This is a genomic window from Sphingobium sp. L-44 (genome assembly GCF_056859495.1).
Map to the genome: position 1 here is coordinate 18430 of NZ_JBSXOQ010000114.1, position 13236 is coordinate 31665.

At 60.2% G+C, this 13236-nt stretch carries 13 protein-coding genes; 12 read left to right on the top strand and 1 reads right to left on the bottom strand.

Annotated elements, in window-relative coordinates:
• Positions 1-14 precede the first annotated feature (14 nt).
• The 5 genes from AC13EK_RS18995 to AC13EK_RS19015 are packed head-to-tail and all read left to right on the top strand — an operon-like array spanning position 15 to position 5629.
• The gene (locus AC13EK_RS18995) at positions 15-1031 is read left to right on the top strand and encodes a YncE family protein (RefSeq protein WP_010335878.1); all 1017 of its coding nucleotides are present in this window, start codon (positions 15-17) and stop codon (positions 1029-1031) included.
• 27 nt (positions 1032-1058) lie between these two features.
• The gene (locus tag AC13EK_RS19000; protein WP_017183063.1) at positions 1059-1814 is read left to right on the top strand and encodes a phosphatase PAP2 family protein; all 756 of its coding nucleotides are present in this window, start codon (positions 1059-1061) and stop codon (positions 1812-1814) included.
• Positions 1804-2331, top strand: coding sequence for an RNA polymerase sigma factor (locus AC13EK_RS19005; RefSeq protein ID WP_010335880.1), 528 nt, complete (start codon positions 1804-1806; stop codon positions 2329-2331). Before AC13EK_RS19000 ends, AC13EK_RS19005 begins: the two co-directional genes overlap by 11 nt.
• Positions 2332-2388: 57 nt before the next feature.
• Positions 2389-3336: a FecR family protein gene (locus AC13EK_RS19010; protein ID WP_017183064.1), complete on the top strand. Its 948-nt coding sequence runs from the start codon at positions 2389-2391 to the stop codon at positions 3334-3336.
• On the top strand, positions 3320-5629 hold the full coding sequence (locus AC13EK_RS19015) for a TonB-dependent receptor (protein ID WP_017183065.1): 2310 nt from the start codon (positions 3320-3322) through the stop codon (positions 5627-5629). Before AC13EK_RS19010 ends, AC13EK_RS19015 begins: the two co-directional genes overlap by 17 nt.
• On the opposite strand, the gene AC13EK_RS19020 is transcribed toward AC13EK_RS19015, so the two are convergent.
• The gene (locus AC13EK_RS19020; protein WP_037509330.1) at positions 5601-6659 is read right to left on the bottom strand and encodes an endonuclease/exonuclease/phosphatase family protein; all 1059 of its coding nucleotides are present in this window, start codon (positions 6657-6659) and stop codon (positions 5601-5603) included. The genes AC13EK_RS19015 and AC13EK_RS19020 overlap by 29 nt on opposite strands.
• A gap of 142 nt (positions 6660-6801) precedes the next feature.
• Here AC13EK_RS19020 and AC13EK_RS19025 point away from each other — a divergent pair, with 142 nt between their 5' ends.
• From AC13EK_RS19025 to AC13EK_RS19055, 7 genes are all read left to right on the top strand, one after another.
• Entirely contained in the window at positions 6802-7575 is a 774-nt protein-coding gene (locus AC13EK_RS19025; protein WP_037509331.1) for a hypothetical protein, read from the top strand.
• The gene (locus AC13EK_RS19030) at positions 7572-8315 is read left to right on the top strand and encodes a DUF2334 domain-containing protein (RefSeq protein WP_037509333.1); all 744 of its coding nucleotides are present in this window, start codon (positions 7572-7574) and stop codon (positions 8313-8315) included. The genes AC13EK_RS19025 and AC13EK_RS19030 overlap by 4 nt, the downstream gene beginning before the upstream one ends.
• Before the next feature lie 7 nt (positions 8316-8322).
• On the top strand, positions 8323-9486 hold the full coding sequence (locus AC13EK_RS19035; RefSeq protein WP_051887075.1) for a glycosyltransferase: 1164 nt from the start codon (positions 8323-8325) through the stop codon (positions 9484-9486).
• 41 nt (positions 9487-9527) lie between these two features.
• Entirely contained in the window at positions 9528-10484 is a 957-nt protein-coding gene (locus AC13EK_RS19040) for a hypothetical protein (RefSeq protein WP_234792517.1), read from the top strand.
• Complete coding sequence (locus AC13EK_RS19045; protein WP_037509337.1) at positions 10481-10984, top strand: DUF2141 domain-containing protein; 504 nt, start codon at positions 10481-10483, stop codon at positions 10982-10984. Before AC13EK_RS19040 ends, AC13EK_RS19045 begins: the two co-directional genes overlap by 4 nt.
• Positions 10985-10987: 3 nt before the next feature.
• Positions 10988-12160: a glycosyltransferase gene (locus AC13EK_RS19050; RefSeq protein WP_037509339.1), complete on the top strand. Its 1173-nt coding sequence runs from the start codon at positions 10988-10990 to the stop codon at positions 12158-12160.
• Positions 12161-12548: 388 nt separating this feature from the next.
• Positions 12549-13088 (top strand): phosphatase PAP2 family protein, encoded by a 540-nt coding sequence (locus AC13EK_RS19055; protein ID WP_010338368.1) that lies wholly within the window; start codon positions 12549-12551, stop codon positions 13086-13088.
• The last annotated feature ends 148 nt before the right edge of the window (positions 13089-13236 follow it).

Here is a 13236-nt window from a genome sequence, read left to right on the forward strand (position 1 = left end):
TGAAGGAACAGCCCATGAAACATGCCCTCCTCCTTCTCGCCGCCCTGGCAGGAAGCGGCAGCGCGCTCGCTGCAGCGAGCCCCCCTCCTTACCGGATCACCGATAAAATTGCCGGACCCGATGGGGGATGGGACTATGCCCGCGTCGATAGCCGGACACATCAGCTCTATGTCGCCCGTGCCCGCGAGGTGACGGTAATCGACACCCGCACCCACAAGATGATCGGCTCGCTAGGCGTCATCGCTCACGGTCATTCTGCAGTGCCGGTCTCGGACGATCGACTTCTGGTGACCAGCGGCGACGATGCAAGCGTAAGATTCCTTCAGCGTGCCAATGGCAAGCAACTGGCACGCTTGACCGTCGGATTGAAGCCGGATGCGGCGATCCTCTCCCACGATGGCAAGCGCGCTTTCGTCATGAATGCGACAAGCGGCACGATATCGGTCGTCGATGTCCAGAGCATGAAAATCGAAAGAACAATCAAGGCGAAACCGGGCCTGGAATATGCGGTACTCGACCGGACCGGCACCATGTTCGTCAATAACGAGGATTTCAGCGAGATCGAACTGCTCGACACCATCACGGGAAAGATGGGACAGTCGATCCCGCTTCCTGGATGCGAGGGCCCCAGCGGCCTTGCTCTCGACGGGAAGTCCACCCGACTGATCGCCGCCTGCGCCAATGGCAAGGCCGCGATAGTGGATGCGCGAAGCCGCCGCTTGGTCAAGCTTGTAGACATTGGGCGGGGACCTGACGCAGTCCTGATCGACGAGACCCATAGACTGGCCTTCATTCCTTGCGGCAAGGATGGGGTACTCGATATCTTTTCGCTCGAGGGCCCTGAGGTCCGCAGGATTGGCCGCGTGGAAACCGAAATTGGCGCGCGCACCGGCGCGATAGATCCGGCCACGGGGACGATCTATCTTCCGGTCGCCAACATGGTATCGCCGCCGAGCGGCAGCGGACCTCTGCAGCCCATGCCAGGCAGTTTCCATGTGCTTGTGATATCGCGCCGCCAAATTGCGGGTTGATCGTCAAATACCTCAGCGAGGAACCTCATGCCCTCTGTCCTGCAGAAATTATCCGCCAGGCATCGTATCGACAGCTATATACTGGTCATGTTCCTTGCGGCAGCAGCGGGCATATTGCTCTTCCTGAAGCTTGGATCCGAAATATTGGAGGGCGACAGCTTCGCGATAGACCGATATCTTCTCCAGTGCCTGCGTCGCAGTTCGGATAGCGCAATTCCGATCGGCCCCGCCTGGCTCCGATCGGCAATGGTGGATATTTCCGCGCTGGGTGGCATCAATCTGCTGACGCTCATCACCCTGTTGGCATCGGGCTATCTTCTTGCTGCGCGAAAGCAGGTAACCGCCCTCTTTCTCCCGATCTCCATTGCGGCTGGCGCCGCGATGAGCGCGCTTTTCAAAATTGAATATGCAAGGCCGAGACCGGATATCGTCAAGCATCTGGTGGAGGTCAGCTCTGCCAGCTTTCCCAGCGGGCACGCGATGAACTCCGCTATCGTCTATCTTACGGTCGGCGCCTTGCTGGCCAGAGCCGAGCAGGCTCCTCGAGTACGGATCTACATCATCTCCGTGGCAATCTGCCTCACCCTGGCGATCGGCAGCTCTCGCATCTACCTGGGCGTTCACTGGCCGAGCGATGTGGTAGCGGGATGGTGCGTAGGAGCGAGTTGGGCGGCCATGGCGTTGCTGATCGCACATCGGCTGCCGGGCGCCAGAGCAGGCGTTGGGCCAGAATCTCTTTCCGGTTCGTCCGTTTATCTGTCAAATCGCGATCATGAGTCTTAGCGACGATAGCGATCTTGAGCTCATTTATGGCGTTCATCGTGCTGATTTACGTCGCTTTCTGATCGCGCGCGTCGGAGATGCTGCCGAAGCAGATGATCTGCTTCAGGAATTGTGGGTGCGTGCCAGGAATGTGGCGGCAGGGCCGATCGGCAATGGTCGCGCCTATCTTTACAAGATGGCCCAGAATCTCGTTCTTGATCGACTTCGCGAGCAGCAGCGGCGCATGGCTCGGGAGCGGCGCTGGAACGATCAGGAAACCGATTTCACGGCACCGGGCATCGACCCGGTCGATCGGTCGCAAACCGCCGAGGACCAGATCATCGCGCGCGAGGAAGTGCAGCGCATCAAAACGGCGCTCGAGACGCTGCCGGAAGGGGCAAGAAGGGCATTCGAACTGCACAAGCTTCGAGGGCTGACACATGGCGAGGTGGCTGCGCAGTTGGGCATCAGCAAGAGCGGCGTCGAAAAACATATGGCCGTCGCCATGAAATATCTTCGCCGCGCGCTCACGGACTGAGGTAATGCCGTCACGATATCGTCACACAGTGATCAAACAGGTGGAAGGGCAATCGCCATGACGGCGCGTGCGGATTTTGACGAAGCGATGCTTGACCAGGCGATTGCCTGGCAGGCGGCGCTCGAGCACGACGATGCGGATTGGGACGGCTATCTCGCGTGGCTGGAGGCAAACCCCCGGCACCGGGAAGCCTTTGATTCGATTGCCCTGGTCGATGCTGCTGTCCGCGAACATCGGGACGTTCTGAGCCATGAGCCTTCTCCTCCTGTCGCCGAAATCGATCCAAGACACCGTTGGAAGCCGAGACTGGTGATGGGCGGTGCTCTCGCCGCTTGCCTGGCGCTTGCCGTTGCGCTCCCGACATTCTGGCAGACATCCAGACCCATTGCCTACAGCAACGAAGGCTCAGCGCCGCGCATGATCGCTCTGGCCAGCGGCACCAGCGTCACCCTGTCGCCGGGAAGCGCCATTCTGGTATCGGCAAAGAATGACGGGCAAATCGAGCTTGCGAAGGGGGAGGCCTATTTTGACGTCCGCCACGATCCCTCGCGCGTCCTGACCGTATCGGCCGGCAACTATCGCGTTACCGATATTGGCACCCGCTTTTCGGTCAATCTTGCAAACTCTGCCTTGCGGGTCGGTGTCGCACAGGGGGCGGTTTCCGTCGCCGGCGCGCAGACCGCTTCGGCAGTCAGGGTCGATGCCGGCCATCAGTTGGTCGGCAAGGATGGTCTATTGACACTCAGCACGGTAGAGCCCTCCCAAGTGGGAAGCTGGCGCAGTGGCCGGCTGACCTATACGAATGCGCCGCTTGCAATGGTGGCTGGCGACATCGAACGATATTCGGGCAAGAGGATTTCTGTCGATTCCGCGCTGGAGAACAAGCATTTTTCGGGCATTCTTGTCATCGGTGACGGATCGAAACTTGCCAGCGACCTGGCGGCCGTCATGGGGCTCGAAGTGCGTCAGCAAGGCGATCTTGTGCATATTGCTGCTGGCCGGTGAGATTGGCCCGGAAACGGTTCTTGCACGCGCACCGGTAGTCAGTCTCGATATCGCGCCCGGGCCGCTCATGGCCGCGATGGACAAATTCTCCGCCTCGACGGGTATCTCCATCGGCTTCAAGGCCAATGTCACACAACTGAAAACGCGTGGTGTGAAAGGGCGCTTGTCGCCCGAGGAAGCCCTGGCGCGGTTGCTCGAAGGAACCGGACTTCAAGCGCTCAGGATCGGTGATCGCCTCTATCGTATCGAGCCCAAGCCGGCGGTAATCGCAGTCCGACAATCCCCTCGCACGCCTGCCCCCACAGTGGCGCCTGCGGCAAGTGAAATCATCGTGACCGCGCAGAAGCGGCCACAGCCGCTCGCGAATATCCCCTTATCAGTATCCGTGCTGTCGCTTGATCCGCTGGGGGGAGCGAGAAGTCCGACGTCCCGCGACATCAGCCTCGACATGGAAGGCCTGGCCATGACCAACATGGGACCAGGGCGTAACCGACAGTTTATCCGCGGGGTTGCCGACAGCCCATTCAACGGCCTGAGCCAATCGACGGTTGCAGTCCAGGTCGATGAGGCAAGGGTGACATTCAATGCGCCGGATCCCGATCTCCGGCTCATCGATGTCGATCGGATCGAAGTCCTCAAGGGACCGCAAGGGCCGCTCTATGGTTCGGGCGCACTGGGTGGCATCTATCACATCGTCACCAGAAAGGCCGAACTGGATGACAGCTATGCCCTGGCGCGACTGTCAGCTCAGGCCGTTCAGCATGGCGAATTGGGCACGGGCGCCGAGGGCATCATGAACCTGCCTGTCGTCGATGGCCGCCTGGCATTACGCGCCGTGGGCTATCGTCTTCTGGAAGGCGGCTGGATATCCAATGATGGTTCCGACAAGGCGACCAATTCAACGGAGACCGTCGGCGCGCGGATAGCGCTGCGATGGCAGCCCTCAGAGCGATGGACGGTCGATGCAGGCTTCATGCTGCAGGACATCAATGCGCGCGACAGCCAATATGTGCTTCAATCCGACGAAATGCTGTCGCGTGATCATCCCATTGCCGAGCCCACCGACAATGATTTCAAGCTGTGGCATGGCACCGTCAAAGGCAATATCGGTACGCTGGAACTGACGTCGGCGACCAGCTATGTCGAGCATGGTTTCGACTATATTCTCGATGCCAGCAGCGCTGCCGACCAGTTCGGATTGACGGGCCAGGTCCGGTTCGACGATGATCGTCGATATACGGTGCTGAACCAGGAACTGCGCATCGCACCTCAAGGCGAGCAGCATTGGCTTGCTGGCCTTTCCTACCTTCGGGCGACCACTCGAGGGGAGGCTTCCGTCACCCCGGAAGGGGGCGATCCCGCCATAGTGGAAATCTACGATCGGCAGGTTGTCGAATATGCGATATTCGGTGAAGCGACCTTGCCGCTCTTCAATCGCCTGGATGCGACGATCGGCGCGCGCCTGTTTCAGAGCATCACGCGCGATGGAACCGGTGACGAACCCAGGATCACGCCCGTTCGTGCGCGCAAGACCATCCTGTCTCCCAGCGCTGCAATCTCCTATCGATTGAACGGATCAGGTATTGTCTATCTCCGCTATGCAAGGGCGATGCGTCCTGGAGGTCTGGCGCCTGCGGAAACCACGTCGGCGCGCCAATTCGATGCGGACGAATTGAGCACCTTCGATCTTGGCTTTCGCAAGACTGCCTTTGATGGTCGCTGGTCCCTTTCAGCTAGCACCTATTACACGCTCTGGAACGACATCCAGTCGGACTATCTGCTCGAAGATGGGCTGGTCTCTACCCGCAATGCAGGCAAGGGACGGATCATCGGAGCCGAGATCGCTCTGGATTGGAATCTGGGCAATGGCTTTACCATTTCCGCCGGTGGCAGCGCGCAGTCGGCCTTGCTCACGCGTGCGGCCGATGGCGTCAAGCTCGATGATCGCAGCCTTCCCATAGCCCCGGCCTTCGCTGGCCGGGCATCTTTTGGCAAATCCTTCGCCTTGGCCGGTGGCTGGCAGGCCAGGACCGGGCTGCAGGCCAATTATATCGGGAAAGCAAGATTGTCCTTCGACGATGATCTGGACCGAAGCATGGGCAATTATGCGACCGCGTCCGCCCATGCAGAGGCGACGCGAGGCCACTGGACCCTCAGCGTCAATATGGACAATCTGTTCGATATTCGGGGTGACAGCTTCTCCTTCGGCAATCCTTTCGCGATCCGGGAGGAAGCGCAATATACGCCAATCCGACCTCGCACCCTTACACTCGCCCTGGCGCGATCCTGGTAAGAGGCTGGCGATTGCGCAATTGATAGGTCGCAGAATAACCCACATGGTCAGACAGCATGGTTCCGTCCGGTTCATGGCCGAACGGGACATCGATGCTGCTCAACTCGAGGTCGGTACGTCGGCCAGGTGTGAAAAACTGCCAGTCGCGGGCGCGCTTCCTTGAAAAACGCGCATCGGCCGAAAGAGCGATGCCACGACGGGCCGCTTCTCCATAGGCGTCGTCAATATCGCCATCCTGACACCATCTGGACTGAGCCCTGGAGAGCAGCATTTGCTTGCGCGCTGGAACGCTGCCCACATTAAAGTCCCCAGCAACGATCAGGGGCCGCGATGGATCATGCGCGCTCGTAATGAAGTTGGTGAGATAATCGACCTGCAATCGGTAGGCGGCCAGCGATCGGTCATCCTGGACCCGTGACGCACGCCTGCTGTTCAGATGCGTCGTGACGATATCGACCCTGTCCCATTGCCCGGGGAGAGCGACGCTGACCAGCAGCGCGCCCTTGTTTGCCAGACAATCAAATCCTGCACAGGCAAAGGCCGGGAAGGCCATTTTCCGGACGCCCGCAATCGGATAATCGGACAGGATCTGAAGCCCGCTTCCGACATATTTGCCGAGCGTTTCACCATGATACCATGCGGCAGCGTCTGTCAGAGCATGCGAGCCGGACGGCAGATTTCCCTGTCCAGGCATCTGCGCGCCCGGACCTTCCACTACATATCGGTAGCCCGCTGCCCGGCCGATCGCCCGAGCGTCAGTCGTAAAGGCTTCCTGCAGAACGATGATGTGAGGTTGCGTCCCATCCTCGCGCATGGTCCGCAAATGCTGCACAATCTGCGCGAATGCCTGTGTCCGCCCTCTTGCGACGGGCCAGGGCAGACCATGGATATTATAGGTCAGCACGGACAAATGCCCGTCGAAAGGCAGCGGGAGCCTGGGCGTCAGATCCGGCGATGACGGGGTCGGTGCCGCAGCGCCGAGCATGCCCATGAGCGAAGCTGCGATCAGAACTGCCTTCGAGGTCCGCAAATTGTGTCTCCCGTATTCGCCGCCTGCGACGATGCGAATGCACGGGCACCTCAGTTTCCATCACGGAAAAAATTGCTGGGCTTGAAGCTGAGGTCTCCATCTCACCACGCCGTCGAGGCACGCAACGGGGAGATGTGAGCTGATGATTATATCTGCGCATCATGCGTTCGGGATCGTGACGCTGGTCTTATTCGGAGCTTTTGAAGCCATGCCGGCTCGAGCCGCCAATGAAGATCCACGCTATGCTCCCCTACTGGTAGCGAGCAATGCCAGGCTCTTGCACGGGATACCGGTTGCGCACGCCCCCAAGACCTACGCGCTTGCCGTCGCGACGCCCACCGATCATTTCGATCTGGCACGGGTCAGATCCCGTTCGCTCAATCTGCTGCTTGGTCCTTCCAGCCTGCGTCTGTCCGCCAACCGTGCCGCATCCTTTGTTCATCAGGATGGAAGCGCTGATCAGGATCGCTGGTCCTTGAGAAGCATATCCTTCAATGCGGCCATACCATTGATGGATATGCTGAACCTGTCGCTGAACGGGGATTACGCGCATATGGGGCGACGCCTCCATGTCGTGGAGATCAACCCCCGCCGGTTGTCGACCAATATTGCCAGTATCGGGCTTGCCATCGACGATGCGCGGGGCTCTCGCCTTTCCTTGGACTATCGGTCCATCTCTCGCCCGTCACGGCATGATGCCCTTACTCGCCTGGCGGAGACGCTGGGGGGCGCCCCATTGACCGGTTCTGGCCCTGAGCTTGCCCTTGCCAGTCCGGCACCGGGGGTCTCCGGATCGATCGATTGGCGCCTTTGCGTCAGTGACATGCGTCGCCCCGCAATGGATCTCACCGGCCTGGAGGGATCAGCCATTGTCAACGATGCGCGCGCCCTGGCCAGCTTTCGCTATCATCTATGAAAGAGAAGCGACTTCTATTCTCGATCCACGACGTCGGACCAGCTTTTGAGGGCCAGGTGGATCGCCTCGTCGATCATGTCGCCCCCTATGTGCGGCTTGACCGGACCGCGATGCTGGTGGTCCCCAACCATTGGGGCGATCATCCTATTTCGGCGCGCTCACCCTTTGCTGGCCGGGTTCGCCGATGGGCGGAAAGCGGCGCGGAGATTTTCCTGCATGGCTGGTTTCACCGTGACGGAGCCAGCCACGGCGGCCTTGGCGCCCGGTTCAAGGCTCAGCACATGACAGCTGGCGAGGGAGAATTTCTCGGACTGGATCTCGCCACGGCCCGTCAGCGGCTTGCAGACGGGCGGGCCCTGATCGAGGAGATTACCGGTCAACCGATTGCCGGCTTTGTTGCGCCGGCCTGGCTGTATGGAGAACCCGCCCTGACAGCGCTTGAGGAACTCGGTTTCCCAATTGCGGAAGATCATATGAAGATCTGGTCACCCATGACTGGGCAAACTCTGGCGCGTGGACCGGTCATGACATGGGCCAGCCGGAGCAAACTCCGCATGGCATCATCCCTGGCGGTCGCATATCTCCTACCGCCGCTATTGCACCGGTCGGAGAATTTCAGGGTCGCCGTCCATCCCGGTGACACGACCCAGCCGGCTATCATGCTCAGCATCAATGATGTTCTGCAGCGGGCGGTCCTGACCCGCCGGCCGAGCCGCTATGGGCATTTGCTGGACGATTGAACCGAATATGCGCGTGCTGACATTTCTTCACAGCTTCGAAGCCGGCGGCGTGGAACGTATCGCGCTGCGTCTTGTCCGCGCCTGGCGGGGCGCCGGTATTGAAGCCCCTCTCTTCATGGGTCGGTCCGATGGCCCGATGCGGAACGAACTCGCCCGCGCGCTCGAATTCCATCAGCCACGCCAGCCCCCCTTTTCCACCAGGCGGTTCGAGACGCTGTGGATGATGATTACCCTGCCGGCCGTCATTCGGCGGCTCCAGCCTGATCTGCTATTTTGTGCCGGCAACAGCTACACGGTCGTTGCGCTGGCGATGAAATTGCTGCTTGGCAGGCGTTGTCCCCCTATTGTCGCCAAGATCAGCAATGATCTCGAGCGCAGGGATATGCCCATGCCGATCCGCACGCTGTATCGGCTATGGGTGCGCCTCCATGCCCGGTTCATCGATCATTTCGTGGGTATGGAACATGCAATGGAAAGGGAGATATCCTCCGCCATCCACATCCCATCGAGATGCATCTCCATCATAGCCGACCCTGCGATCGACCAGCGCCAACTCGAGACTTTACGAGCCGGTGCCACTGGCCGTCGACGGCAGGAAAATGAGGGCCTTCAATTCGTGGCGGTCGGAAGGCTTGTCCCGCAGAAGAATTTCGGGCTCATGCTTCGCGCCTTCGCCGTCGCTGCAACAACGCGCGATTGCCTGACGATATATGGAGACGGGCCGGAGCGCGAACGCCTGGCTGCGCTGGCCCTGCAACTAGGCATAGAAGATCGGGTTCGTTTCAAGGGCCATGTGCCCGATCCGGCGAGGCACCTCACCGGATTCGATATTTTCTTGCTATCGTCCAATTATGAGGGCGTACCAGCGGTGATCATCGAAGCGCTCGGCGCCGGACTTCCGATCATCGCGACCGATTGCAGTTCCGCCATGTCCGAACTCACGCAACATGGACGTCTGGCGACGCTCGTCCCTGTCGGCAATCTCTATGATCTGGCTGCTGCGATCGCTGCAGCCCGCCGCATGGATCAATGCGAGGATGCCAGCTATTCCCAGGCGAAACGTTTCACGATCGAACAGGCATGTGGCGATTATATCACCTGTTTTAAACATGTTACATACAACTCTATCTCCGAAAATAATTGCCATCCGCAAGCTGAGGTTCGGTCCTGAGTGCGCCGTCCCATGGGTGACGCAACTATCAAGAGACGATCATGACGGACCCGAATTCAGGTGGTTCAGTCCTTTCCTCAAATCTCGTTTTCCAGCCCACGGTGCCAGCCATTGGCACCATGATCTCGCCAGAGCCGCTGATACGGACAGGGCGCAACTGGACGATATGGGCGGGGCCGATCATCTCGCTGCTGATCCTGCTGGCGGTCCTGCAGCAGTTCAGGGGCCTGGACACGGCCCACCTCCTGCAGCTTCTGCCGACAACACCCATATTCTGGACCGCGTTCGCCGCCTATTATCTTGCCGGCCCGATCTCGGAATGGGTCATTTTTCGGCGACTCTGGCATATTCCAGCGGCGGGCTTCGGCGCGCTTCTTCGCAAGCTGGTGAGCAACGAGATTCTGCTGGGCTATCTTGGCGAGGTCTACTTTTACGCATGGGCCAGGCGTAGCGCCGACATCAGGTCCGCACCCTTTGCGGCGCTCAAGGACGTCACCATCCTGTCTGCGCTCGCCGGCAACGTCGTGACGCTGATCATGATGATCTTCGCCTTCCCGCTTCTGGGCAGCGGCGTCGCGGGGATTGGCAGATGGGAGATATCGGGATCCATCTTCTTCGTCCTGCTGACGTCCATGCTTGCCATGCTTTTGCGCAATCGGCTGTTCGCGCTGCCTCGGCACGAACTGTGGCTGATTTCCGCCATTCACGTGCTGCGTATCCTGGCCACGACATTGCTGGCCGCCATGATGTGGCACCTGCTGCTCCCCTCGGTGGACCTGAGCATGTGGATCATCCTTGGAACGATCAGACAGTTGCTTTCCAGGCTGCCCCTGCTTCCCAACAAGGACGTCGTCTTTGCGGGTGTGGCCGCTATCTTGATCGGACGGGACAGCGACATTGTTTCGGCGATGGCTTTGATGGCCACGCTGATTCTTGCCGCGCATCTTGTTGTCGGTCTGCTTCTGGGAATGAACGGCCTGATCAAGGATCGGACATGATCCTGTTTGCCATGATGTCCGCTGCGCCGATCCCTTCATCGCCAGATCTGGGCAAGGCTGAGGGGCTCTGTCGGCCAAATGAAAGCGGGTCAGCCTTTCTCGTGTCGGTCGAGGGACTGAAGGACCGCAGGGGACGCCTCAAGCTTGAGCTCTACCCAGCAAATGACGCCGATTTTCTCGCCGACGACAATATCCTGATTTCGGAAGGTAAGGTGTTTCGGCGGGTCGAGGAAACCGTCCCCTCCCAGGGGTCAGTGACGCTGTGCATCCGGGCACCAGGCCCCGGCGTCTACGCGATCAGCTTGATGCATGATCGCGATGCCAACCGGAAATTCTCGCTCTCGATCGACGGCGTAGGTTTTGCGGGCAATCCCAAACTCGGATTGTCGAAACCGTCAGCGGCAAAGGCATCGGCGCGCGTAGGCGCCGCTCCGGCCCATATTCCCATCAGGCTCAATTACCGGCGCGGCCTGTTTTCCTTCGGACCTTTGGAGCGCTAGCCCATGCGAATTGTCGACGTTTGCGCTTTTTATGCGCCGCAGGGCGGCGGGGTTAAGACCTATGTAGAGCGGAAACTGCATGCCGGCGCAGCGGCGGGGCATGACATAATCATCCTTGCGCCGGGCGAGAAACTGGCGCGGCGGCCTGCGCGCGGCGGGAGCGTCGTGACCATTCCAGCCAAGCGTTTTCCGCTGGATCGGCGCTATCATTATTTCGATGATGAGGCAGCGCTGCATCGCATGCTGGACGCGCTTGCCCCCGACCTGGTCGAAGCATCGTCGCCATGGTCGAGTGCCTCCATGGTTGCACGCTGGCGCGGCGATGTCCCGCGCGCACTGGTAATGCATGCAGATCCTCTGTCGGCTTACGCCTATCGCTGGTTCGGCAATGTTGCGCCGCGGGCAGCCATCGACCGGGGCTTTGACTGGTACTGGCGACATTTGCGACGGCTCGGACAGGCTTTCGACATGGTCGTGAGCGCAAATGACAGTCTTTCCGCGCGCCTGCGCGCCGGGGGCGTCGGTTCGGTCTGTACCGTCCCCATGGGGGTAGAGCCCCATATTTTTACCCCGTCGCATCGCGACGCAGCTTTGAGGCGGCATCTTCTCGCGCGATGCGGCCTGGATGAAAATGGCCTGCTGCTGATGGGGGTCGGCCGGCATGCACCCGAGAAGCGATGGCCAATGGTCATACAGGCTGCGACGCTCGCCGGTTACCGTCGGCCCGTCGGCCTGGTGCTCCTGGGTGATGGTCGGGACAGCGCGCGGGTGCGCCGTGCAGCCGCGCACAACCCGCATATCCATCTGCTGGCGCCGACGACCGACCGGCGGCGACTCGCGAGCCTGCTGGCAAGCGCCGATGCCCTCGTCCACGGGTGCGAGGCAGAGACCTTCTGCATGACCGCCGCCGAAGCGCGCGCCAGCGGCGTCCCCGTGATCGTGCCCGATGAAGGAGGCGCTGCCGATCATGCGCGTTCAGGAATCGGTCTCCGTTTCCGTGCAGGTGACACGGCAAGTCTGGTTGAAGCGATAGAAAATTTCGCAGCTACCGATCCGGACATTTGGCGTAGTCGAGCCGCAACCGCGGCAGCTTCAGTCACCACGATGGACGAGCATTTTTCTTGGCTGTTCGAGGCCTATTCCTCGCTGCGAACTGCTGTGCGCCATGCAGCCTGAAACCTCCGCATCGAAAATGGCGCCCTTACCCGGCCAACCGCCCGCACAGCGCGGCCGCCTCCGCCGCAGAAATCTTGTGAGGTTCGATGTGGAACCCGAAAAGAAGCATCCCGTCCTATCTTCCCTCGAACCCGCCTTCCAGCGCCAATGCACCTGTCGGTGCTGGCCCCTCATGGTCAGGATCATATGGTGGGCGCTCAGAAACGATCGTTGATAGCGTAGGGCAGGAGAGGGGGATGGCGCCCTCCAGATCGTTATCGGACCATTAGTTTCAACGAGCGCAACAGCATTTCCCATAATTTTCGCTGCACAGGCATTTCTCGACTGAGGCACCCCTTGGATGACGCCGTCCTGCCGGCACGGGCATCCAGCCTGGCAGGGGATCTTCATGCGGCTTTTCATCGTAATTGCAGTATTTTGCTGTGTCCTGCTCACGCCGCGATTTGCTCAGGCGTCCGACCGGACGTGGCGCGATACCAGTAATATCGGTCGAGACGCGCTGGTGATTGCCGCGCTCGGCACGCCCCTCGTTCAGGAGGATTGGCAGGGCGCGCTTCAGGCAAGTGGAAGTGTCGGTGCCGCGACGCTGGTGTCTCTTGGACTGAAGGATATCTTTCCCGAAACCCGCCCGGATGGCAGCGACCGGCGGAGCTTTCCGTCCACCCATACCGCCACTTCCTTTGCGGCAGCTGCAACGCTCCAGAACCGCTACGGCTGGAAAGTCGGGCTTCCAGCCCATCTGGTTGCGACCATCGTCGGAATCTCTCGTGTCCAGGGTACCAAACATCACTGGTATGATGTCGCTGCCGGGGCCCTTCTGGGCGAAGCATCAGGCCTGCTTCTCACGACCAGGCGCAACAACAATATTCGAATGCTTCCCTGGAGCGATGGGCAGGGGGGCGGGATTGCAATGGCTTTGCGATTTTGAGGGCTGTAGGGTCACGTCCGTCAATGTGGTGTAATTTCGGTGCTGGCCATCGGGCTGCATTTTCAGGCGGCCTTGGGTGTAATCTGTAGCGGCTGAACCTCCTCGGTTATGGGTGTGGCAAGGGCGGCCATGCCCTCGATCTGCATGT

What these genes read in the sequence shown, in the direction of transcription:
- AC13EK_RS18995 (WP_010335878.1), top strand. Translation starts at nt 15, where the DNA reads ATGAAACATGCCCTCCTCCTTCTCGCCGCCCTGGCAGGAAGCGGCAGC.
- AC13EK_RS19000 (WP_017183063.1), top strand. Translation starts at nt 1,059, where the DNA reads ATGCCCTCTGTCCTGCAGAAATTATCCGCCAGGCATCGTATCGACAGC.
- AC13EK_RS19005 (WP_010335880.1), top strand. Translation starts at nt 1,804, where the DNA reads ATGAGTCTTAGCGACGATAGCGATCTTGAGCTCATTTATGGCGTTCAT.
- AC13EK_RS19010 (WP_017183064.1), top strand. Translation starts at nt 2,389, where the DNA reads ATGACGGCGCGTGCGGATTTTGACGAAGCGATGCTTGACCAGGCGATT.
- AC13EK_RS19025 (WP_037509331.1), top strand. Translation starts at nt 6,802, where the DNA reads ATGATTATATCTGCGCATCATGCGTTCGGGATCGTGACGCTGGTCTTA.
- AC13EK_RS19030 (WP_037509333.1), top strand. Translation starts at nt 7,572, where the DNA reads ATGAAAGAGAAGCGACTTCTATTCTCGATCCACGACGTCGGACCAGCT.
- AC13EK_RS19035 (WP_051887075.1), top strand. Translation starts at nt 8,323, where the DNA reads ATGCGCGTGCTGACATTTCTTCACAGCTTCGAAGCCGGCGGCGTGGAA.
- AC13EK_RS19040 (WP_234792517.1), top strand. Translation starts at nt 9,528, where the DNA reads ATGACGGACCCGAATTCAGGTGGTTCAGTCCTTTCCTCAAATCTCGTT.
- AC13EK_RS19045 (WP_037509337.1), top strand. Translation starts at nt 10,481, where the DNA reads ATGATCCTGTTTGCCATGATGTCCGCTGCGCCGATCCCTTCATCGCCA.
- AC13EK_RS19050 (WP_037509339.1), top strand. Translation starts at nt 10,988, where the DNA reads ATGCGAATTGTCGACGTTTGCGCTTTTTATGCGCCGCAGGGCGGCGGG.
- AC13EK_RS19055 (WP_010338368.1), top strand. Translation starts at nt 12,549, where the DNA reads ATGCGGCTTTTCATCGTAATTGCAGTATTTTGCTGTGTCCTGCTCACG.